Source organism: Aurantibacter sp. (assembly GCF_042094015.1).
In the GTDB taxonomy this organism is placed as follows: Bacteria; Bacteroidota; Bacteroidia; order Flavobacteriales; family Flavobacteriaceae; genus Aurantibacter.
On the sequence record NZ_JBELDZ010000042.1, the window covers coordinates 1 to 23389 of the forward strand.

The 23389-nt window shown below is 28.7% G+C and carries 22 protein-coding genes; 10 read left to right on the forward strand and 12 right to left on the reverse strand.

The features are described from left to right. Positions 1 to 560, forward strand: a 560-nt coding sequence (locus ACFDSN_RS07580) for an OmpA family protein (protein WP_375239241.1), incomplete at its 5' end; no start/stop codon positions are given. Between the two features lie 83 nt (positions 561 to 643). On the opposite strand, the gene ACFDSN_RS07585 is transcribed toward ACFDSN_RS07580, so the two are convergent. Continuing rightward, on the reverse strand, positions 644 to 1558 hold the full coding sequence (locus tag ACFDSN_RS07585; RefSeq protein ID WP_375239242.1) for an EamA family transporter: 915 nt from the start codon (positions 1556 to 1558) through the stop codon (positions 644 to 646). Between the two features lie 243 nt (positions 1559 to 1801). Here ACFDSN_RS07585 and hpf point away from each other — a divergent pair, with 243 nt between their 5' ends. Further along, positions 1802 to 2107, forward strand: coding sequence for a ribosome hibernation-promoting factor, HPF/YfiA family (gene hpf / locus ACFDSN_RS07590; RefSeq protein WP_375239243.1), 306 nt, complete (start codon positions 1802 to 1804; stop codon positions 2105 to 2107). An 83-nt stretch (positions 2108 to 2190) separates the two neighbouring features. On the opposite strand, the gene ACFDSN_RS07595 is transcribed toward hpf, so the two are convergent. After that, on the reverse strand, positions 2191 to 3309 hold the full coding sequence (locus ACFDSN_RS07595; RefSeq protein ID WP_375239244.1) for a DEAD/DEAH box helicase: 1119 nt from the start codon (positions 3307 to 3309) through the stop codon (positions 2191 to 2193). Positions 3310 to 3365: 56 nt separating this feature from the next. After that, positions 3366 to 4919, reverse strand: coding sequence for a DEAD/DEAH box helicase (locus ACFDSN_RS07600; RefSeq protein ID WP_375239245.1), 1554 nt, complete (start codon positions 4917 to 4919; stop codon positions 3366 to 3368). 116 nt (positions 4920 to 5035) lie between these two features. Here ACFDSN_RS07600 and ACFDSN_RS07605 point away from each other — a divergent pair, with 116 nt between their 5' ends. Further along, positions 5036 to 5833: a DUF1853 family protein gene (locus ACFDSN_RS07605; RefSeq protein WP_375239246.1), complete on the forward strand. Its 798-nt coding sequence runs from the start codon at positions 5036 to 5038 to the stop codon at positions 5831 to 5833. A 28-nt stretch (positions 5834 to 5861) separates the two neighbouring features. On the opposite strand, the gene ung is transcribed toward ACFDSN_RS07605, so the two are convergent. Continuing rightward, positions 5862 to 6524 carry a uracil-DNA glycosylase gene (ung, locus tag ACFDSN_RS07610; RefSeq protein WP_375239247.1) on the reverse strand — a complete coding sequence of 221 codons (663 nt, stop codon included), beginning with the start codon at positions 6522 to 6524 and terminating at the stop codon, positions 5862 to 5864. A gap of 95 nt (positions 6525 to 6619) precedes the next feature. On the opposite strand from ung, the gene ACFDSN_RS07615 reads away from it, so the two are divergent. From ACFDSN_RS07615 to ACFDSN_RS07625, 3 genes are all read left to right on the forward strand, one after another. Beyond that, positions 6620 to 7468 carry a hypothetical protein gene (locus ACFDSN_RS07615; RefSeq protein ID WP_375239248.1) on the forward strand — a complete coding sequence of 283 codons (849 nt, stop codon included), beginning with the start codon at positions 6620 to 6622 and terminating at the stop codon, positions 7466 to 7468. Positions 7469 to 7550: 82 nt separating this feature from the next. Then, entirely contained in the window at positions 7551 to 8684 is a 1134-nt protein-coding gene (locus ACFDSN_RS07620; protein WP_375239249.1) for an FAD-dependent monooxygenase, read from the forward strand. 62 nt (positions 8685 to 8746) lie between these two features. Continuing rightward, positions 8747 to 10912 (forward strand): DNA mismatch repair protein MutS, encoded by a 2166-nt coding sequence (locus tag ACFDSN_RS07625; protein WP_375239250.1) that lies wholly within the window; start codon positions 8747 to 8749, stop codon positions 10910 to 10912. 2 nt (positions 10913 to 10914) lie between these two features. Here the strand turns inward: ACFDSN_RS07625 and ACFDSN_RS07630 are convergent, their stop codons facing one another. Next, complete coding sequence (locus ACFDSN_RS07630) at positions 10915 to 11457, reverse strand: hypothetical protein (RefSeq protein ID WP_375239251.1); 543 nt, start codon at positions 11455 to 11457, stop codon at positions 10915 to 10917. A 1-nt stretch (position 11458) separates the two neighbouring features. After that, positions 11459 to 11914 carry a DUF962 domain-containing protein gene (locus ACFDSN_RS07635; protein WP_375239252.1) on the reverse strand — a complete coding sequence of 152 codons (456 nt, stop codon included), beginning with the start codon at positions 11912 to 11914 and terminating at the stop codon, positions 11459 to 11461. A gap of 43 nt (positions 11915 to 11957) precedes the next feature. Here ACFDSN_RS07635 and ACFDSN_RS07640 point away from each other — a divergent pair, with 43 nt between their 5' ends. Further along, positions 11958 to 12383, forward strand: coding sequence for a thiol-disulfide oxidoreductase DCC family protein (locus ACFDSN_RS07640; RefSeq protein ID WP_375239253.1), 426 nt, complete (start codon positions 11958 to 11960; stop codon positions 12381 to 12383). Between the two features lie 291 nt (positions 12384 to 12674). Here the strand turns inward: ACFDSN_RS07640 and ACFDSN_RS07645 are convergent, their stop codons facing one another. The 3 genes from ACFDSN_RS07645 to aroC form a co-directional block, all read right to left on the reverse strand. Next, entirely contained in the window at positions 12675 to 13481 is an 807-nt protein-coding gene (locus ACFDSN_RS07645; protein WP_375239254.1) for a sulfurtransferase, read from the reverse strand. 69 nt (positions 13482 to 13550) lie between these two features. Then, a complete protein-coding gene (locus tag ACFDSN_RS07650) occupies positions 13551 to 14870 on the reverse strand; it encodes a dicarboxylate/amino acid:cation symporter (protein WP_375239255.1) in 1320 nt (439 codons plus the stop codon). Positions 14871 to 15002: 132 nt separating this feature from the next. Continuing rightward, positions 15003 to 16064 (reverse strand): chorismate synthase, encoded by a 1062-nt coding sequence (gene aroC / locus ACFDSN_RS07655; RefSeq protein WP_375239256.1) that lies wholly within the window; start codon positions 16062 to 16064, stop codon positions 15003 to 15005. A 192-nt stretch (positions 16065 to 16256) separates the two neighbouring features. On the opposite strand from aroC, the gene ACFDSN_RS07660 reads away from it, so the two are divergent. Then, the gene (locus tag ACFDSN_RS07660) at positions 16257 to 17123 is read left to right on the forward strand and encodes a hypothetical protein (RefSeq protein WP_375239257.1); all 867 of its coding nucleotides are present in this window, start codon (positions 16257 to 16259) and stop codon (positions 17121 to 17123) included. A 1-nt stretch (position 17124) separates the two neighbouring features. On the opposite strand, the gene ACFDSN_RS07665 is transcribed toward ACFDSN_RS07660, so the two are convergent. Together ACFDSN_RS07665 and ACFDSN_RS07670 are read right to left on the reverse strand one after the other, a co-directional pair. Beyond that, complete coding sequence (locus ACFDSN_RS07665) at positions 17125 to 20031, reverse strand: FAD-binding and (Fe-S)-binding domain-containing protein (RefSeq protein ID WP_375239258.1); 2907 nt, start codon at positions 20029 to 20031, stop codon at positions 17125 to 17127. Positions 20032 to 20035: 4 nt separating this feature from the next. Beyond that, positions 20036 to 20497, reverse strand: a complete 462-nt coding sequence (locus ACFDSN_RS07670) for an Lrp/AsnC family transcriptional regulator (RefSeq protein WP_375239259.1) — start codon at positions 20495 to 20497, stop codon at positions 20036 to 20038. A 156-nt stretch (positions 20498 to 20653) separates the two neighbouring features. On the opposite strand from ACFDSN_RS07670, the gene ACFDSN_RS07675 reads away from it, so the two are divergent. Next, complete coding sequence (locus tag ACFDSN_RS07675; RefSeq protein WP_375239260.1) at positions 20654 to 21460, forward strand: DUF1338 domain-containing protein; 807 nt, start codon at positions 20654 to 20656, stop codon at positions 21458 to 21460. A gap of 102 nt (positions 21461 to 21562) precedes the next feature. Next, entirely contained in the window at positions 21563 to 22036 is a 474-nt protein-coding gene (locus tag ACFDSN_RS07680) for a hypothetical protein (protein WP_375239261.1), read from the forward strand. Positions 22037 to 22087: 51 nt separating this feature from the next. Here the strand turns inward: ACFDSN_RS07680 and bshA are convergent, their stop codons facing one another. Beyond that, on the reverse strand, positions 22088 to 23215 hold the full coding sequence (gene bshA / locus ACFDSN_RS07685; RefSeq protein WP_375239262.1) for an N-acetyl-alpha-D-glucosaminyl L-malate synthase BshA: 1128 nt from the start codon (positions 23213 to 23215) through the stop codon (positions 22088 to 22090). Positions 23216 to 23389: the final 174 nt, after the last annotated feature.

Sequence of the window (23389 nt, forward strand, 5' to 3'; positions counted from 1 at the left end):
TGATAATTGTTGGAAAAGACGCTTATTATTTGTTTAAAATTGAACCCAACAAGAAGTATACAGTTCGTGGAACACGTAAGCTTTATATACCTTACGATGTAGATTTCTCTACAGATAGTAAAGGTAAAATTAGTCATGATATTTACTTAATATTAGAATCTTATGCAGATGCAGAAGAACGTATAAAAGAGAATGAGCGTGGCGAAGTTCAAGTACAATTAGAGAAAATTTATTTTGACTTTGATAAATGGGAAATTCGTCCTGATGCTGCTAACATATTAACTACACTAGTTGGATTACTTAAAAAGTATCCATATATGGAAATTGAAATTGCATCGCATACAGATGCTCGTGGACCAAACCAGTATAATTTAGAGTTATCTAAAAAACGTGCCGCCTCTACTCTAGAATATTTAGTAAGTCAAGGTATAGAGCGTAATCGTTTAAAAAGTATTGGTTATGGAGAAGAACAACCATTAAACGACTGTGTTAGAGAAGGTATTTGCACAGATAAAGAATACGATTTAAATAGAAGAAGTGAATTTACTTTATTAAAGTAATTTAAACTTACTTAAAAAAAAAAGCGATTTCATTTTAGATTGAAATCGCTTTTTTTTGTCAAAGAAATACAGTATTTTTTATTTTAAATCTTAGATTTTACAGAACGTTTTTCTTTTCTAGTAGTAATAAAATAAACACCAGTTAATAAAATAACTGCTGCTATTAAAGATTGTTTAGAAATAGATTCATCTAAAACCAACCAACCTAAGATTAAAGCAATAACAGGATTTACATAAGCACTAGAAGCAACTTTATCTGTAGAAACATTTTTTAATAAATAATTAAAAGCCGTAAAAGCAACAATTCCACCAAATATAATTAAAAACAAGACAGACCATTGCGCTGAATTAGACCATTTTAAAGGTGATTGCCAAGTTTCATTAAATAATAAACTACCAATAAATAAAATAACACTAGCGGTTAACATTTGATAACCTGTAGCTACAAAAAAGTTTTTAGGTAAATCTGCTTTAGACACAAATATGCTTCCGTAACTCCAGCTAAACACACAGGTGAATATCATAAATATACCTAAAACACTATCTTTATTGGTTGTAATTCCATTTTGGGACACTAATAAATACATTCCAATTAAACCTAAAGTAATTCCTATTATAGATTTTAGTTGTACTTTTTTATGATCAATTAGTCTCATTAAAATCAAAACAGCTAATGGTTGTGTAGAAGCTAATAAAGCGGCAAAACCACTATCTAAATAATTTAAAGCCCAAACAAATATTCCATTTCCATAGACTAAGAATAAGAATCCTGCTATTATAGAGTTTCGCAATTGTTTTTTTGTAATACTTAATGGTAGTTTTAAAAATCTTGCAATAATTATAATTAATAGACCTGCCACACTAAAACGTACAGCTCCTAAATACAATGCAGGAATTTCGGTAACAGCAATTTTATTAAATAAATAAGTTGAACCCCAAATAACATAAATGGCTATAAAGGCTAGAATTATTAAAATACGAGATGATTTTTTTTCCATAAATTTCAAAGTAATATTTATAATTAACAAAATAGATATAAAAAAGAGTTATCTAATTTATAATAGCTTTTAATTTAGCTTATGAAATTTCAAAATTATTATTCAAAAAATAGTGTTTCACTATGTTAAAATGAGTTGTAAATCATAAAACTCTCATAAATAGATTATTTTTTTATAGTTTAACTTTAATTTTAAAAACAAATTGATTAACTTTAAGTATTACTAACTTAAAAACAAGACTAAATGGATATAAACTTTGAATATAACGACGTTAAAGCAAGCGATGAATTAGAAAGTGTTGTAATAGAAAAACTAAATAAGTTAGCTGACAAATATGAATTTTTAATAAAAGCAGATGTGTTTTTTAAAATTGAGAACACTCCAACTAATGAGACTGGGAAAGTTACAGAAATTAAATTAAGTATGCCTGGACCCTATTTGTTTGCTGAATCTAGTAAAGAAAATTTTCAGATTAGTTTTGCAGATGCCTTAGAAAAGGTAAGACGACAAGCAGAAAAAAAGAAAGATAAAATGCAAGCGCATTATTAATCTCAACAAAAAGGAGTTTCGTTAACGAAACTCCTTTTTTGTTTTATATTATATAAACAATAAGTTTTATATATTTTTTAAAACTAAATTGTTTTTTGCTTTATTCTTATGTTTAAAGCTGTTTCAATCTCTATAATACGTTTTCTTTCGCTTTCTAACACTAAAGCTATAGATTCACCACGCTTTCCTCCTCTTGCAGTTCTACCGCTTCTATGCGTATAATATTCTAAATGTTCTGGTAATTGATAGTGAATAATAAAACCAAGATTATTTACATCTATTCCTCTTGCTGAAACATCTGTAGAAATCAACATTTGTAAACTTGTGTTTTTAAAAGCTCGCATTACTTTATCTCGATCACGTTGTTGCATATCGCCTTCTAAAGCTGCTACATTAAAACCAAGGTTCTGCAATTGTTTAGTTAAAGCTTGTGTACCAGCTTTAGTTCTACAAAATATAATACCTCTTTCCTCTTCTCTTTCTTCAAGTACAGCTATTAAAGTGTCAACTTTTACTGGTAAGTTAGTTTCTATGAAAAAATGTGAGATATTTTCATTAACTAAACTCTCTCGATTGACTTGTAACCTTGTAGCATCTGGTTTAATATATTTAGAAACTATGTCTTTTAGACTATCTGGCATAGTTGCAGAGAATAACCAGGTTTGTTTTGTTTTTGGTGTTGTTCTTAAAATAGTAGTTAAATCGGTTTTAAACCCCATACTTAACATTTCATAAGCTTCATCAAAAACAACCGTTTTAATATTATTTAAGTTAATAGCATTACGTTCAATTAAATCTATTAATCGTCCTGGAGTTGCAACAATAACATGTGTTTTTCTTGCTAGGTTTTTTAATTGAATATCTATTTTTTCACCACCATAAACACCTTCAACAAAAATCTTATTAACGTTGTACTTAGTAAACTTAAAAAGCTGCTTTTTAATTTGTTGTACTAATTCTCTAGTAGGTGCTAAAATTAATGTCTGGACTTCATTTTTATTAGAGTCAATTCTTTGTAATAATGGCAAGCCAAAAGCGGCTGTTTTTCCTGTACCTGTTTGAGCTAAGCCTACTAAATCTGTTTTTGTTCTTAGAAGTATTGGAATAGCTTCTTCTTGAATTTGAGTTGGCTGATTAATCCCAAGTTCTTTTAACGACTTAACATAATTTTTTTCTACACCTAAATCTTTAAAAGTACTCATAAAACATTTTTTATAATAAATAAAGATCTATAAACCTTACTTATCTTAATTATATATTATTCCTCAGGAGGAAAACCATTAATATCCTCAAATATTTTATCAAAATTAGAACGTAGATATGCGTTTAATTTCTTCTTATAATCATCTTTTAACCAATCTACAAAGTTATAGGTACTTTTACTAATACATTTGGTATAACGACCAATTCTATAACTAATGTCTTCACCTAAAAGCTTTGCTAATGCTAAGGCATCCCATAAATCTTCGCTGTTCTCTGTACAAATCTTAGCATGATGTGCTATAGAACGTTCTAAGACTACTTTACTTGATTCACCGTTTCTAACAGATGCAATATATGTTTTATTAATATCAAAATAAACTTCTTTAGATTTTGAAAACTGCTCACGTAATTCATCTGGCATTTCATACCTAAAATTAGTTTCTATATCTTCATCACTAATAATTCCATCTAAATAATAATTTGGCGAACGGAAAATTCTGTGCCAGTCTAAATCACTTCCCCAAGGCCCAAATCTGTGAAGATTATTTCCTAAATCTATAACAGTAAATTTATTCTTATTCTTTAGAATACGAGATCCTCGCCCAATCATTTGGTAATAAAGCGTTAAAGATTTAGTAGCTCTATTTAAAACAATACAATCTACAGTTGGTTCATCAAAACCAGTAGTTAAAATACTTACCGATGTTAAAATAGCATCTGGAGTTTCTTTAAACCATTTTAAAATAGCTTTACGCTCCTTTTTTGTATTGTTATTATCTAAGTGAGCTACTGGATAACCAGCTTGTCTAAAGGTGTCGTATACATGAAGAGATGTATTTATACCATTATTAAATATTAATGTTTTTTTACCTTTACAACGTTCCTCATAAGCTTGTACAAGCTTAGTTAACATATCTGTATTAGTATATAAGTCTTCTGAAGATTTTACAGTGTAATCTCCATTAGCACCAACAATTAATGAGGTTAACCCTACATTATAAGAATATACTTCTGCACGTGCTAAAAATTCGTTTTCAATTAACGATTGAATTGTTTCTCCAACAATAAGTTCGTTATAATTATCCTTCATTGGAAGGTTAATATTACTACTTAAAGGCGTTGCTGTAACTCCTAATACAAAAGATTTTTCAAAAAACTTAAATAACTTTGTAAACGAGTTGTAATGTGCTTCATCAATAATAACTAAACCTATATCAGAAATATCTAACTGATCATCGTTTAAACGGTTGTTTAACGTCTCAACCATTGCAACAAAACAATTATAATTGTCTTGATCTGATAAATCTGCTTTGCTATCTACAATTTTATTAGTTACACCAAACTCATTAAGCATTTTAGATGTTTGCTTACATAACTCTATTCTATGCGTCATAATTAAAACACGTTTATTATGATGTTTTAAGTATTGACGTACAATTTCAGAAAAAATCACTGTTTTTCCTCCACCTGTTGGTAATTGATAAAGTAAGTGGAAATCTTCTGGAGCTTCCTCAAAACATTTAAAAATCTTGTCTATAGCTCCTTTTTGGTAACTATAAAGACTTTTTCCTTCTGTTTGCTCTTGTAGATCTTGGGGTTTTAACGACATTAAGTAATGTTTTGCATTTTTTTCGATGTGCAAAAATACAACGTTTCTTAAGGTTTTACGACTAATATTTAAAAAATTTTATAATCCATATTTTTGAAGTAGTTTCGTGAGAGATAATGAACAACTTACAATTACATTTTAGCGGTTTTTATAATACGCCACATCTTTTTAAAAATGAAGTGTATGGTATGAAACCATACCTTACACTTAATACTAGAACTCCAGTTTTTAACACATTAATTACTAAAAATTATAGATTAGGTCAATTAGTTGAACGTTTTGTGTCTAATGAATTAAAGCAAAACACAAATATTAAAGTGTTATCAGAAAATTATCAAGTTAATAAAGATAAAATTACTTTAGGTGAATTAGATGCTATTATTAGAGAAAACAACCAACCAATACATTTAGAAATTCAGTTTAAATTTTATTTGTACGATGCAACTTTGGGTAAAACAGATATTGAATGTTTTATAGGACCTAATAGAAAAGATAGTTTGGTAGAAAAACTAAATAAACTTAAATACAAACAATTACCACTTCTATACAAGGAAGAAACCAAGCCTCTACTCGATTCTTTAAATCTAAAACTCAAAAACATTAGTCAAAACATTTATTTTAAAGCGCAATTATTTTTACCTTATAATGAAGATAAAACATTTAATAATATAAATAAAGAATGTGTTTATGGGTTCTATTTTAATTATAATAATTTAGATAAATTTAAGGGCTGTAAATTTTACATACCCAAAAAAATAGATTGGCTTTTAGATGTAAATGCTAATGTAAGTTGGAGTTCTTTAAATATTATAAAACTTGAGCTAGATGCTTTTTATACAGAAAAATATTCACCTTTAGTTTGGTTAAAATTTCCTAATGGAGAAATAAGTAAGTGCTTTGTGGTATATTGGTAAACCCTTAGATTTGTAACTATTTAAACTACTACCAATCTATAGGTTTTTTGTTATTACCTATTAAAATCTCATTAGTTTGACTAAAATGCTTAGAACCAAACCAACCTCTATAACTACTTAATGGAGACGGATGTGGAGCTATTAAAATATAATGCTTCTTTTTATCTATTAGTTTCGATTTTTTTTTTGCAAATCCGCCCCAAAGTAAAAAAACAACACTTTCTGTTTTATCACTAATTATTTTAATAACTTGATCTGTAAACGTTTCCCATCCTTTATTTTGATGACTTCCGGGTTTATGAGCCTCAACTGTAAGTGTTGAATTTAGTAAAAACACACCTTGATTTGCCCATTCAGATAAATTGCCACTTTTTGGAATAGGCTTACCAACATCTGTTTCTAATTCTTTAAATATATTTTTTAGTGATGGTGGTAATTTTTCATTAGCATTAACACTAAAACACAAACCATTAGCTTGATTATAATTATGATATGGATCTTGCCCTATAATAACTACTTTAATTTTTCCTAATACACAAGAGTTAAACGCTTTAAAAATTTGTTGTAATGGCGGAAAACATTGTTCATTCTTATATGAGTCTTTAACAAAAGATTCTAAATTATTAAAATAAGACAGATTCAATTCTTCTTTTAATACTTGTTTCCATTCTTCATTTAAAAAATCTAACATAAGCACAATAATAAAGACTTTAATTAAGGTTTTACATTTTTTTTACATTTTTTTTACAATTAAAAAGAGTACTACATAGGTCAATTTACTTAAATTTGAGTACATCAATTTATATTATAATGATTTCTAAAAAAATAGTTACAAAACTGATATTAAGTGTTTTATTAATACAATTAGTAAGTTGTAATAATGAACCAAATACTAAACAAATAGTATTGAATCAAAAAGATTTAGCTTTAAACACAAATATAGAACCAACAACTATTGTTAGAGATACGGTTGAAAAAATTGAAAAAGCAAATGAACCTTTTAATTATAATATTGGGTCACGATTTGAACCAAAAAAGAAAAGTGAAATTTTGCAATCTATAACAGTCCATAATTACCTTTCTCCATTTGAATCTTTAGAAATTGAGCATTTTGAATCTGTAGAATTAATTAAAATTATAAATAATCAACAGTCTGATATTCGAGTTTCTAATAACAGCCAATATTTTAACGATGAGCAAATTGGATTTTTAAAAAAATTAGATTATTCGGATCATTACATTGTTAGGGTAAATTATAACATAAAAAATACCGGTTCTGGGAAATTTGAAGCTAATCATTTTGGACCACACTTTACCGTGGTTCCAGAAACTCAAGCTTCGTTTAAAGAAGGAAAAGAGGCGCTTTTAAATTACTTTAAATCAAAAAACAATAGCTTACCTAAAAATATTGACACTAAGAGATTTAGGTCTACTAAGTTTTATTTTACTATTACTAGAAATGGAACTATTTCAAATTTAAAATCGGATTGGTCAACTGGATACTTTGAAATTGACACTCAATTATTAGACTTAATATCTAAGACAAATGGCCTATGGAATCCTGCTAAAAATTCTAAAGGAGAAAAAGTAGAACAAGAATTAGTTTTAACTTTTGGTTTACCTGGTGGATGCTAAAATTAGTATAAAACAAAAAATTTTCATTTCTTTTTAAAGTCATACATTTTGTATCTTTATACGTATTAATTATTCGTTTAATATGTATACAGTTATTGGCGCTGGAATTGGAGGCTTAACTACAGCTTTAGTTTTTGAAAAATTAGGAATTCCATATCAATTATTTGAAAAATCAACACAACCTAATGCAATTGGTGCAGGAATTTGGCTAGCTCCAAACGCGCTTAAAGTATTAGAATTTGTTGGTGTTTTAGATAAAGTTATTGAAACAGGAAATACTATTAATAGAATAACACTTTCAGACGAGCAACTAGCCCCTTTAGCAGATAGTAGTCAATTACTAGCCAAAGAAAAGTATGGATTTTCTACAATAGCAATACATAGAGCAGAATTACAAAAATGTTTAATTGATGCTTTACCTACTGAAAACATCCATTGGGGAAAGAATTTCAATAAAATAACACATAAAGCCAACAAGATTAATATTTTTTTTGATGATGACTCTACAATAGAAACGGATTATCTTATTGGAGCAGATGGAATTAATTCTAAAATGCGTTCGTTACTTTTTCCAAAATCTAAAATTAGATATTCAGGTCAAACCTGTTGGCGTGGTGTTAGCAAAAAAAGTTTGCCAAAAGATTTTATAGATCGTGGTTGCGAGCTTTGGGGAAAAGGCATTCGTTTTGGTTTTTCACATTTAAATACTACAGATACATCTTGGTTTGTTGTTAAGAAATCTCCAGCTTTTGGCACAGATAATCCTTCAACTTTAAAAAAAGAGTTATTGGATTTGTGCAAAGACTTCAATCCTATCACTCATCAACTTATAGAACATACTGAAATAAAACATATTCTTCGAAACGATATTATAGATTTAAAACCTATAAAAAAGTGGCATAAAAATAACATTTGTTTAATTGGAGATGCTGCACATGCTACTACTCCAAATATGGGCCAAGGTGGCGCACAGGCAATAGAAGACGCTTATTATTTAGGCTTGTTGATTCAGAAAAATTCTAGGGTTAATAATTTTGAAGCTTTTCAAGATATTAGATACAAACGTGTAAATAGTATTGTGTCACAATCTTGGTATACTGGACAAATAGCTAACTTAAGTAGATTCTATAAAGTAAGAAACTTCTTTTTTAAAAACTTACCAAAACAGTTTATAGATAAAAATATGCATTCTGTTTACGATTTAAAAGAAATATAAAATCTTGTTTAAAACCAATTGTTTCCACTAAATTTGTTTAAAAAAGAAAGCAAACTAAAAGAATGATTAACATTCACGAAAAAACCATACAGGATTTAGAGTTTTTAACTGTTTTAGAGCAAACAAGTTTACATTGTATTACAACATTAGGGAAAGAAAAAGCACTTACTATTTTACCATTTTCTAATAAAGATCAATTGCTATATGAATTACAGTTAACCAATGATTTTGTTTCTTCTTTCTATAATGACAATAGAATTCCAAATCACGGTTTTGATGAAATAACAAAAGAATTAAAACTTCTTAAAATAGAAAATACTTTTTTAGAACCATTAAGTTTTAAAAAGATAGTTTCTATCTCAATGACTTCTAATGAGATTGTAAAGTTCTTTAATAAATTTGAAGAATATTATCCCACTCTAAAAGAGTTCAGTCAAAAGATTGAAGTCACTAAAGTTATCGTTGAACGAATTGATGCTGTAATTAATAGATTTGACGAAATAAAAGATGATGCTTCTCCTCTATTATACCAATTACGTCAAGAAATAAACAAATTAAAAGGAAAGATTAATTCCAGCTTCTCTTCAGCATTAAACACTTATCATAACTTAGATTATTTAGACGACATTAGAGAATCGGTTGTAGATAACAGACGTGTTTTAGCCGTAAAGGCAATGTACAGGCGCAAAGTTAAAGGCGCCATTATGGGTGGAAGTAAAACTGGTAGTATTGTATATATAGAACCAGAAACAACTTTAAACCATAGTAGAGAGCTTAATAATTTAGAATACGAAGAACATGAAGAAGAAATTAGAATTTTAAAAGAATTAACAGATTTTTTACGTGATTATTACCCGTTAATTAGCAATTATCAATCTTTTTTAACAGAAATAGATGTTGTTTCGGCTAAAGCCAAATATGCAAAATCTATGAACGCTATTTTACCAGAAATCAGCGAAAATAGAGAAATCTATTTACGAGATGCTTATCATCCGCTACTCTATTTAAACAATAAAGAAAAAAAAGAGCACACATTTCCGCAAACCATTTCGCTAAATCAAGACAGTAGAATTATTGTTATTTCTGGACCAAATGCTGGAGGAAAAAGTATTACACTAAAAACAGTTGGCTTATTACAATTAATGCTTCAAAGTGGTTTTTTAATCCCAGTACATGAACGCAGCAAAGCAACCATATTTGATAGAGTTTTGAGTGATATTGGAGATAATCAATCCATTGAAAACCACTTATCTACTTACAGCTATAGATTAAAACAAATGAATTACTTTCTTAAAAAATGTAATTCAAACACCTTGTTTTTAATAGATGAATTTGGGACTGGATCAGATCCAGAGCTTGGTGGCGCTTTAGCAGAAACTTTTTTAGAAGAGTTTTATGGAAGAAATGCTTTTGGTATTATAACCACACATTATGCTAATTTAAAAATGTTAGCTAATGAAAAAGATGAAATGATTAATGCTAATATGATGTTTAACGAAAAAACATTAGAGCCAATGTATAAATTAGCATTAGGCCAAGCAGGAAGTTCTTTTACATTTGAAGTTGCTCAGAAAAATGGCATTCCATATAGTTTAATAAATCGCGCAAAAAAGAAAATAGAGCGCAGTAAAGTAAGGTTTGATGCAACTATAGCAAAACTTCAAAAAGAACGCTCTAAACTAGAGAGAACAGAACAATCTTTAAAAGTTAACGAACGTAAAAAGCAAACTGAAGCTGATAAATTAGAAGGTATAAATGCTAAAATTCAAAAGAAGCTAGAAAGTTATCAGGAACTATACGATTCTAATCAGCGTTTAATTTACTTAGGACAAAAAGTAAATGATATATCCGAAAAATTCTTCACTGATAAAAAGAAGAAGGATTTAATGGCAGAACTCTTTAAGTTAGTTCAAATAGAAAATTCTAAACGCAAAAAACAAACTGCAAAACAACGTAAAGTAGAAAAAGCTAAAGAAACCAAAGTAAAACAAGAAGCTGAGAAAAAGGTTGAAGTTATTAGAGAAAAGAAAAAAGAAGCTAAAAAGAAAGCGCCAATTGTAGAAAAGCCTAAACCAATTCTAAAAGTAAACGATCGTGTTAGAATGCACGATGGTAGAGCTGTTGGAACTATAGATAAAATAGAAAAAAACAAAGCTATTGTAAACTATGGCTTATTTACGTCTAATGTTAGTATGGATCAGCTGGAGTTAGTGGAACGTACAAAATAGATTTAATTAAAAGTAGTGATATAATTTATTACATATAACAATCTAATATTATCGTTTTTAAAATCTTTCTTATTTTTATTCATTAGTAATCCACCTACAAAGCTTGGCGGAACATCTCCTATATCATTTAAAATATTATAATAATCTAGATACCATTTATTTTTAGAACTTAATTCATTTAAGTAATTTAAGTACTTACTATTGCCTTTAAATTCTAAGTAAGTTTCTTTTGTTTCCTTTTGATACATTAAAACCCAAATACTATTAAAAACTTTAAGCTTTTCAATTTTTGAGTCTATATTTTGAAATTCTTGATGATAATTAGTTCCATTGTTAAAAACAATTTGAGCATTAAATTTCAGATATGCTTCCTCAATATTATCTTCTTTTGTGCTTTTTGTAACAAGAAAATCAAAATCACTTAACAACATCTCAAGTTCATTAAATTCTTCAATAGTAAAAACTTCATTATAATTTTCAAGCTTAATATTATCTTTTTCACAGGAGAAAGTCAACACAAAAATTAAAACAAAAAACTTCTTCATATTATCTAAATACTTTATAAACAACCCAAGCTGGTCCAATTAACAAAAACTGTAAATCTTTAATAAAACTAGGCTTCTTTCCTTCTATTTTATGTCCGTAAAATTGTCCTATCCAAGCTATTATAAACACAATTAAAGAAAAGTACAACAATGGCATTTCTTCACCTATATAGTAGTTTCCAACTAAACAAATAGCAGAGAACAACAACATTTGAAGACCAACTTTAATTGATAACTGAAAATAAAAGAATATTAATACTATAGTTAATAATATAAAAGCCCAATTAGCTAAAATTGGATGTGGTAAAAACGATAAAAGATTATAATTAGGAATACTCATTAACAATCCAACAACCGAAAAGAAAATTGCCGGCACACAAATAAAATGGATTTTAATATTTTTTTCGTTTTGATGACTAACAGCATATTCGTCAAACCAAGATTGTAAACTTTTCATAAATACTAATTTCTTTAAAAATAATCAATTATTTTTGTTTTGTATGATAGAAGTTCCAGAAAATAAATCACTTATACTTTTCGATGGTGTTTGTAACCTTTGTAGCAGTTCTGTGCAATATGTTATTGAGCACGATAAAAGTAATAGATTTGTTTTTGCAGCGTTAGAAAGCAATCTAGGAAAGCTGATTATTAAACAATATCATATTGATCCATCTAAAACAGATTCTATTTTATTATACAGAAAAAACAAAGGCGTAAAAAGTAAATCTACAGCTGCTATATTAATAGCGAAACACTTAGATTTTCCTGCTTTTCTACTCTACCCTTTTTTAATAGTTCCAGCTTTTATTAGAAATTGGGTTTATGATTTTGTTGCAAAAAATCGTTACAAATGGTACGGTAAAAAAGAGACTTGTTGGATTCCAACACCAGAATTACAATCTAAGTTTTTAGAGGACATATCGTAACTAACTCAAAACCAGACTTCACTGAATAATTTGATTAGTTTACTCATTTTTACTGCTTTTCTACTATTAAAATTATCTATATTAGATATATAAATACAAAGTCTTAAAAGCATTATTTAATCAATGCCATTCATCTGTTTGATTGGAATAACATTGTTTCCTAAAAAAGATTAGTCTACCCTTTTTTAAGTGTTTAGAAATAAATAGAAAACTTGTTTTAAGACTTTTTTTACAAACCAACAATTCACCTGTCTTTAAAAGAATGTTATAGTTAAGACAGAACACTTTAAGTTACTTAATTAAAGTTCCATATTCAGTCCAAGAACCATCGTAAATACTTGTATTTGTGTAATCAGCTTCCAATGCCGCTAAATATAAAATTGAAGCTGTTACTCCAGAGCCACAACTAAAAACTAAGTTTTGGTTATTTATTAATTTAGAAAATATACTTTTCAATTCTTTTTTAGGCTTTAATAAACCGTTGTCTAAAACCATTTGATACGGTAAATTAACAGAATTTGGAATAGTTCCACTTCTTAATTTTTTTCTTGGCTCAGGAATTTCGCAATTAAAGCGTGCAGAAGATCTTGCATCTATAATGGAAAAACTGTTGTTTTCTAATATCTCACAAATAGAATCTATAAGTACGTTTTTATAATATTGGTATTTAGCTGTAAAATCTCCTTTAGAAGATGTTTTAGCATATTCTAAAACTGTTTTATAGCCTTGTTTTTTCCATTCTGGTAATCCGCCATTTAATACAAAAACATTTTCAAAACCAAAAGTCTTAAAAAGCCAAAAAACACGGGGACTACTATAAATTCCTAAAGCATCGTAAACTACAATTTTAGAGTTATTATTTACACCTAACTCTTGAGCAGATTCTTGAAATTGCACTTGACTTGGAATTGTGTTAGGAAATGGAGCTAAAACATCGCTAAACTTATTTATAATGTCGAAAAAGATAGCATTAGGAATTACTTCAAGTTTAGTAATTTCTGCTTTAGAAGTTACTTTAGGTATTGTAGCATCTAAAATAATAAGGTTTTCATCATTTAAATGAGAATTTAACCACTCTACTGAAACTAGATTTGACATTTTTTATTTAAATATATAAAAAAGCGCTTCCAAACAATGAAAGCGCTAAATAAATTATTTTATAAATTACTACTTTACTTTATCATAATTATCGTCCCAATTTTTAGGCTTCGCTTTATGTAATTTACCTAAAGATTTAGCTACTAAAAGTGCTACAGTTGCATCTCCAGTAACATTTACCGTAGTTCTACACATATCTAAAGGCCTATCTACCGCAAAAATTAAGGCTAATCCAATTGGCAATAAGTGCGAAGGAAAACCTATAGATTCTAATACAATAACTAACATTACCATTCCTGCACTTGGTACTGCAGCAGAACCTATTGAGGCTAACAACGCAGTTCCAATTATAATTAATTGATTAGTAAACGTTAAACCTTCTGGCCAAATAACTTGCATAATAAATACAGCTGCAATTCCTTGGTATAAACTTGTTCCGTCCATATTTATTGTAGCTCCAACAGGCAATACAAAACCTGTTACTTCTTTATCTACACCAACATGTTCTTCTACACGTTCCATTGTTACAGGTAATGTTGCAGCACTAGAACTTGTAGAAAAAGCTAATAATTGTGCTGGACTTATTTGCTTTAAAAACCATAATGGCGATTTTTTACCTACAAATTTTACAAGCAACATATAAAAACCAATCATTAATATTAATCCACCAACTACACAAGCTGCGTAAGCTAATAGTTTTATTAAAATTTCTGGATCATCAAACGCTATTATAACATTTGCTAAAAGAGCAAAAACAGCATAAGGAGCAAAAAGCATTATTAAATCTACCATTTTCATAACGACTTCGTTTAAAGAATCAAAAAACTTAATTAATGGTTTTGCTTTTTTCTCTTCAATTAAGAGCAAACAAATTCCAACAAACAGCGCAAAAAATATAATTTGAAGCATTTTTGCTTCACCTAAAGACACAAATATGTTCTTTGGGAATATATCTACTAAAGCTTGTAACGGACCAGCATCTTGAGTTATTTTAGCCTTAGTTACCATTGCATCTGCTGAATTAGAAAATGAAGCTTCAATTCTTGCTTTAGTTTCTGCCGAGATTCCTTCACCAGGTTTAACAATATTTACTATGGTTAAACCAATAATAATAGCAACTAAAGTTGTTGTAATGTAAATACCTACTGTACGTAAGCCCATTTTTTTTATTTTAGAAATATCTTTTAAATCGGCTACACCTTTAATTAAAGAAGCTAAAATTAATGGTACTGCAATTAATTTTAAAAGATTAATAAAAATAGTACCAAAAGGTTTTATCCAATCGGTTACAAAACCTTTTCCTCCATCTACAGATGTCATTATAAATCCAAAAATGATTCCTAGAACCATTCCAATTAAGATTTTCCAATGTAATGCTAGTTTTTTCATATATTATTATTCTTTGTATTTATGATTATTTAGAACTCTACTTTCTAGCCTTGATTGATGCGGCATCCTTTTTTATGGTGAATACCTAAAAAAGATATAGCGGAAAGCAAGTTTATGCTCCTGAAAATTATTTTATTGGTACATTTTGTTTTGCAAGTAAAAATCCGCTAAAACCAATGCTGCCATAGCTTCAACTATTGGAACTGCTCTAGGAACAACACAAGGATCATGTCTTCCTTTTCCTTGAGATTCTATAATTTCACCTTGATTAGTTAAAGTATCTTGTTTTTGAATTAATGTTGCAACTGGTTTAAAAGCTACACGAAAATAAACGTCCATTCCATTACTTATTCCTCCTTGAATTCCTCCAGAAAGATTTGTTTTTGTAGTACCATCAGGATTATATAAATCGTTATGATCACTACCTTTCATTTTTGCACCACAAAATCCACTTCCGTATTCAAATCCTTTTACAGCATTAATACTAAGCATTGCTTTTCCTAATTCTGCATGAAGTTTATCGAAAACAGGTTCTCCAAGTCCAATTGGCATATTTTGAGCTATACAAGTTATAGTTCCACCAATAGTATCACCTTGTTTTTTAATTTCTTTAATTTTCTCTATCATTTTATCCGCTGTAGCTAAATCTGGACAACGAACTGCATTAGAATCTGTTTTAGAAAAATCTAAATCTTGATATGGTTTATCTATAAATAAATCGCCCACAGAAGATGTAAACGCATTAATTTTAATGTTTTTAATAACTTGTTTTGCAACTGCTCCAGCTACAACTCTACTTGCAGTTTCGCGCGCAGAACTACGTCCGCCACCACGATAATCTCTAATATCATATTTTTGTTGGTACACATAATCTGCATGACTAGGTCTAAAACTATCTTTTATATGCGTATAATCTTTAGATTTCTGATTTTCGTTTTCTATAACAAAACCAATTGGTGTTCCTGTAGTTTTACCTTCAAAAATTCCGGAAAGAAATTTAACAGTATCAGATTCTTTTCGTTGTGTTACAATTGAAGATTGACCAGGTTTTCTTCGGTCTAAATCGTTTTGTATGGCAGTAAAGTCTAATTCTATATTTGGTGGACAACCATCTATTATTCCTCCAATTGCTATACCATGAGATTCTCCAAAAGTGGTTATTTTAAATACATTTCCAAATGAATTTCCTGCCATTATATATGTTTCTTTTATTTTAGGATATATCGTAAAAATAAGAAATCAAATATATAACAAGTAATTTAATTTAACGATTGATTTAGCTTTCAGAATACTAATTACAATCTAATATTCTTACTAAGAATCTAATAATTAATAGATTGTTTCCATTAATTATATTAGATTTGATGAAATTTGAATATAATAATTATGAAATTAAAAACTTATGCAACTGCTTTTTTAGTATTAATCCTTAGTGCTTGTTCATCTGATGATAGTATTGATTCTAATGATAATAATGGTGGAGAAACAAATAATAATGGATCTCAACAAACCGAAATTACAGGTGATTTTTTCCCATTAACTCAGGATAATGAATGGAATTACAATGTAGTAAATACAGATAATGACACAACAGATGAAACTGAAAGCACTGATGTTTTAAAAGTTGAAAGTGTTTTAGGAGATGCATATACATTAAGTGTAAACAATGGTGGTGTAGCAAATGGAACTATGAACAGTATATTAACTTCAGGAGAATTAACAGCTACAGATACACAATTAACAGCTACTGGTAGTTTAGAATTTCCAATTGATGGAGTAAGTGATTTAAGTATTGATTTTACAAATGCTAAATTTTATGATACTACAGCAAATTTAAACTCAACAATACATAATCAGTCTGGAACATTAAACGAAACTATTCAAACTATTCCATTAACTATTAATTATGATTTATCTTCAACACAATTAGATAATTTAGAAACTTACACTGTTAATGATGTGACATATACGAATGTTACAAAAGCAAAAATAGAATTAGACCTTGAAGTTAAAGCAACTATAACTGTTGTTATCCCAATTACACTTTCTATAATTGATAATCAAAATGTATTAGATATTACTGCTTACTATGCAGATGGTGTTGGGTTAATTTATGCAGAAGCTGACACACAGTTTGAAATGAATGCAACTACAATAGCTCAATTACAACAAGCAGGAATTGATTTGTCTGGTATACCAACAAGTTTATCTGTAACAAACACACAAACTATAGATACTTATACTGTAAACTAAATTACAGTAAGGCCTTTTTTAATATACTTACCGGATGGAATGCAGTGCGCTGTGTTCCATCTTTTATTTGATGCCTACAACTTGTTCCGTTTGCAGAAATTATAACGTCTACGCTTGCTTTTCGGATTGCTGGAAATAAAGTCTGCTCTCCTACTTTCATACTTACTTCGTAATGTTCTTTTTCATAACCAAAACTTCCGGCCATTCCACAGCAACCACTTGGAATTATTGTTGGTTTATAGTTTTTAGGAAGATTTAAAATATCAAATGTTGTTTTTTGGTTACTTAATGCTTTTTGGTGACAATGTCCGTGGATTTTAAGTTGTTTTGCATCGGTTGTAAATTGATTTGATGAAATATTACCTAAACTAATTTCTTCTGCCAAAAATTCATCTATAATAAAAGTATGTTTTGAAATATGTTCAGTTGAAATTTTATCATCTACCAGACGTTTATATTCATCTCTAAAAGTTAGTATTGCTGATGGTTCTAATCCTACCAAAGGTGTTTCTTTTGATATTTTATCTTTAAAAATAGCAACATTTTTTGTTGCAACTTCTTTTGCTTGCTCTAAGAAACCCTTGGAAATAAAAGTTCTTCCACTTTCCTTATGATTTACAAATAACACTTTGTAGTTTAACTTTGTTAAAAGTTCATAAGCATCAAAAGCAACTTCTACATCTAAATAGTTAGAAAACTCATCTACAAATAAATAAACTGATTTAATTGGATTACTTACAACAACTTCATTTTTTTTAATTGATTTTATAGCTGATTTATTAACTAAAGGCAAACTACGTTCTTGTGCTACTCCATTAATCTTTTTTAAAACTTTGGAAGTTACCTTATTAGTAAAAAAGAAATTAGTAATACTTGGAGAAAAAGCTCCTATTCTATTCAGTTTTGTATTGTACGCAAACAGTTTTGAGCGTAAACTAAAACCATTTTCTTTTTGATACTGATATAAAAATTCAGACTTTAACACTGAAATATCTACATTACTTGGACATTCTGTAGCACAAGCTTTACAACTTATACACAAATCAAGAGAAGCTTTAATTTCTTCGGAATTAAATCGGTTTGTTTTATTAGAATTAGTTAAAAATTCGCGTAATGCATTTGCTCTAGAACGTGTTACATCTTTTTCGTCTTTTGTTGCTCTATAACTAGGACACATTGTACCACCAGCAAAAGTATCTTTTCTACAATCTCCAGAACCATTACACTTTTCTGCCAAACGCAAATAACCACCAGAATCTGAAAAATCCATTATTGTTTTTAATTCTGGCTCAACTCTACCAATCTCGTACCTTAGAGATTCATCCATTTTTGGCGCATCAACAATCTTTCCAGGATTAAAAATATTATTTGGATCAAATAATTGTTTAATTCTTCGACACAGTTGGTAATTGCTTTCACCAATCATAATGGGTAAAAACTCTGCTCTTACTATACCATCGCCGTGTTCACCACTAAAAGATCCTTGATACTTTTTAGTTAAATGAGCAACATCTGTAGTAATTTGTCTAAATAAACTAACATCTCCTTTAGTTTTTAAGTTAAGAATTGGTCTTAAATGAATTTCTCCTGCACCTGCATGTGCATAGTAAACAGCTTGTTGCTTGTGTTTATTCATTAAAACAGAAAAATCTGATATAAAGTTTGATAAATCTGGTAATGCTACAGCTGTATCCTCTATACATGCTACAGCTTTTCTGTCACCAATCATATTTCCCAATAGTCCTAATCCAGCTTTTCGTAATTCTAAAGCTTGATTAATTTCACTACCTTTTAAAATTGGATTTGCGTAACTCAAACCTTTACCATCCAAATCTTTTATTAGTCTTTCTGCTTTTTGTATTGCTAATTCAATAGTTTCAGCTTTTATTTCTAGCATTAAAATAGCTGCTGGATTACCTTGAATAAAAAATCGATTACGCAATTGTGTAGTATTATTTTTTGTACAATCTAGAATGACTTTATCCATCATTTCACAAGTGTACAAATCGTGTTTCATTGTGTTTTCAACATCATTTAAGCAATCATTTATTGATTTATAGTGTGATGCTACCATTACTGCTTCAGTTGGTGGTAATTTATCTAATTGTAAGGTTATTTCTGTTGTAAAAGCTAAAGTTCCTTCGCTTCCTGATAATAAGTTACAAAAATTAAAATTACGGTCACGTTTATCAAATATATTAGACCACAATAATTCATCTACAGCATAACCTGTATTGCGTCTATGAATAGAAGGCTTTGGGAATTCAGACTCTATTTCTTCTTGAACTGAGTTTATCGATAATTCCTCAAAAACAGACCTATAAAGTTTTCCTTCTAAAGTATTTAATTCTAATTTATTTTTGAATTCCTCTTGAGAAATTTCGCCAAATTCGACATTAGAACCATCTGACAATATTGTTTTTAAAGCTACTACTTTTTCTCTTGTAACACCATACTGTATAGATGTAGTTCCTGATGAATTATTTCCAACCATTCCACCGATCATACAACGGTTTGATGTTGATGTGTTTGGCCCAAAAAACAAACCAAAAGGCTTTAAGTATGAATTTAACTCATCTCTAACAACTCCTGGATTTACAGTGATTTGCATTTTTTCTTTATTGAAGAATAATATCTTTGTGAAATGCTTAGAGACATCAACAATTAATCCTTCACCAACACATTGACCTGCTAATGAAGTTCCAGCTGTTCTAGGTATTAAAGATGTATTGTTTTCAAGTGCAAAATCAATTAAAACTTTAATATCAGATTCATCTTTTGGATAAGCTACACCTAATGGTATTTTTCTATATACTGAAGCATCTGTTGCATAAATACCTTTATGGAGTGCATCAAATTTTAATGCACCTTTTAAAGTTTTTTCTAATTGAAGGAGTTGGTGTTTCATAAACTTATGCAATAATTACTGGTACTGACCTATCAAAATTAGTTGTAAAACAAATAAAAGAGTCTGTACCTGCAACACCTTCAATTTCGTGAACGTGATTATATAAGATACTTCTTAAATGATCGTTATCTTTAGAATAAATTAAAACAAATATAGCATACTTTCCAGATACATAATTACATTCCGTAACTTCAGGAATACTTTGCAATGCAAACACTACTTTTTCTGCAAATCTTGCTTCTTTTAAACGAATTCCAACATAAGCTTTTGTATTGTAGCCTAATTTTTTCTCATCTAATAATAAATCTGCTTTTTTAATTAAGCCATCATCTTTTAATTTTTTAATACGCTGATGTACTAAAGAATTGGAAATACTAAGCTCTTGAGCTATTTTAGAAAATGCTTTTCTTGCATCTTTTTTTAGTAATAATAATATTTCTTGGTCTATATAATCAAGTTGACTCATTTTTATTCTTTTTAGATTCTATTACAATCAAATTAACACAATAAAAACTAATTTTTGTTAATTAATTAAAATAACACGAAATACATAGCAAAAATAATCATTAAATAGATTTAAAAGAATTAAATTGATTTAATTTTGACAAAAAAATAATCAAAAATGACAACAACGAAATTATTTGATAAACTATGGAATGAGTACACAGATCGTACGCCTTCTGCTTTAAAAGTAAAAAATTTATTAGTTAAAGAAGGAAATACCGTTTATAATGATCATGTTGCATTTAGAACTTTTGATGATCCACGTGTTAATATTGATGTCTTAGCAACTACTTTTTTAAATAATGGCTATGAATATGTGAATGACTATCATTTTGAAAAGAAAAAATTATACGCAAAACATTATGCACATAAAACAGATAAAAATGCACCTTTAGTATTTATTAGTCAGTTGGTAACCTCTGAATTTTCTTATGAATTACAAGCTACAATTAAAAAAACGTTAGATCAAGTTGATTTTACTAAAATTTCTGTTGAAGAATTAGTGTTTAAAGGTAGACTATGGAATAGACCAAGTTTTGAAACTTACACTAGATTATTAAAAGAGTCTGAATATGCTGGCTGGTTGTATATTAATGGTTTTTGTTCTAACCACTTTACTGTTGATATTAATAAATTAGATACGTTTAAAACAATTAAAGAAGTTAATAGTTTTATTAAATCTAATGGTTTTGAAATGAATACTTCTGGTGGAGAAATTAAAGGAACACCAAATAATTATTTAGAGCAATCAAGTATTTTAGCAGATAAATTCAAAGTAGAATTTAAAGAAGGAATTAAAGAAATCACGTCTTGTTACTACGAATTTGCTTACAGACATAATATGCCAAATGGTGTTTTGTTCAAAGGCTTTATTGCAACTTCTGCAGATAAAATTTTTGAAAGTACAGATATGATTTTACAATAGTAAATTAGGAAAAAACCTTTTTTAATGTTTACCTTTAATTTTTAATTATACAAATACTAAAACCAATTTATTTTAGTTTATTAAGTATAAAAACAGATACATATGAAAAAAGCGATAATTACATTTGGTATTATTATTGGAACAGTATTAGTAATGAGTGCTCAAGATATCTCTAAAAACGCAATTGGGTTAAGACTTGGTAATAATGATGGTTTTGGAGGTGAAATTTCTTACCAACATGCATTAGGAGATAGTAATAGGCTAGAGTTAGACCTTGGAATTAGAAGCGGAAAAGGTTATGATGGATTTAAAATTGCAGGCTTATACCAATGGGTTTGGAATATAGATGGTGGTTTTAATTGGTATGCTGGTGCTGGTGGAGGATTATTTTCTGTAAGTCCAGATGCTGGAGATAGTAAATCTTTTATTTTTGCTGCAGGAGATGTTGGAATAGAATATAATTTTGATTTCCCACTTGTAATATCTTTAGATGCTAGACCAGAAATATATTTTGATGATTTAGCTGACGATTTCGATATTTTTGATATTGCTTTAGGTATTAGATATCAATTTTAATAACATACTCATTAAAAACAAAAAGGTTGAGAATTTAAATTCTCAACCTTTTTACTTATTATCAATTGCTTTTTTATAGATAGCTTCATATTGTGGAACTATATTCTCAATCCCAAACTTAGAAGCTTGCTGTTTTGCGTTTTGTTTAAATTGATTTAAAGTTACTTCATCTTTTAAAATTGAAATGGCATCTTTACTCATTTGTTTAACATCACCAACATTACTTAGATAACCCGAAAAACCTTGTGAGTTTACTTCTGGAATTCCACCTGCATTACTTGATATTACAGGAACGCCAGATGCCATAGCCTCTAAAGCAGATAGCCCAAAACTTTCTGTTTTACTTGGTAATAAAAACAAATCACTAAAACATAGAATTCTATCAATCTCATTACTATTTCCCACAAAAACTACTTTATCTGAAATATTCAATTCGCGACATTGTAACTCTGCCTTTTCACGTTCTGGCCCTTCTCCAACCATAATTAATTTTGAAGGTATTTCTTTTTGAATATTATTAAAAACATTAATAACATCTGGAATACGTTTTACAGATCTTAAATTACTAATATGTGTTATAATACGTTCATTATCGTTTGCCATAACGCTACGTTGACATTCTGTAAAACCATATTGATATTTATTTAAATCTATAAAATTTGTGACTACATCAATTTCATTTTTAATATCGAACAAACGAAGCGTGTCATCTTTTAAACTTTGAGAAACTGTAGTTACTGCATTAGATTTATTAATACTAAACGTTACTGCTGGTTTATAAAATGGATGGTTTCCTACTAATGTTATATCTGTTCCGTGTAAAGTTGTTACAATTGGAACAAAGATCCCATCTTCTAACAACATTTTTTGAGCCATATAAGCTGCATAAGCGTGTGGAATAGCATAATGAACGTGCATTACTTCAATTCCATGAAGCTTTACCATATCTACTAATTTACTAGATAAAGCTAACTCGTAAGGTTGATAATGAAATAATGGATATTCTGGAACATGTACCTCATGAAAATGCACATTTTTATTTAATAAATCTAAGCGCACTGGCTGATTGTAGGTTATGAAATGAATTTGATGACCTCGATTTGAAAGCTCTAAACCAAGTTCTGTTGCTACAACTCCACTTCCGCCAAATGTTGGATAACATACAATAGCTATATTCATAAAAATAAATTAATTTTTAATTGATTTTAATACAAAATTACTCAATAATAGCGTCATAAATAACTTGTTGAATATTTGTACGTATATTTTCTCTTAACAATAGGTTTTTACCTGCTTCTGGATATGTTCTGTTTGCTAAAAACACATAGACTATTTCTGTATCTGGATCTGCCC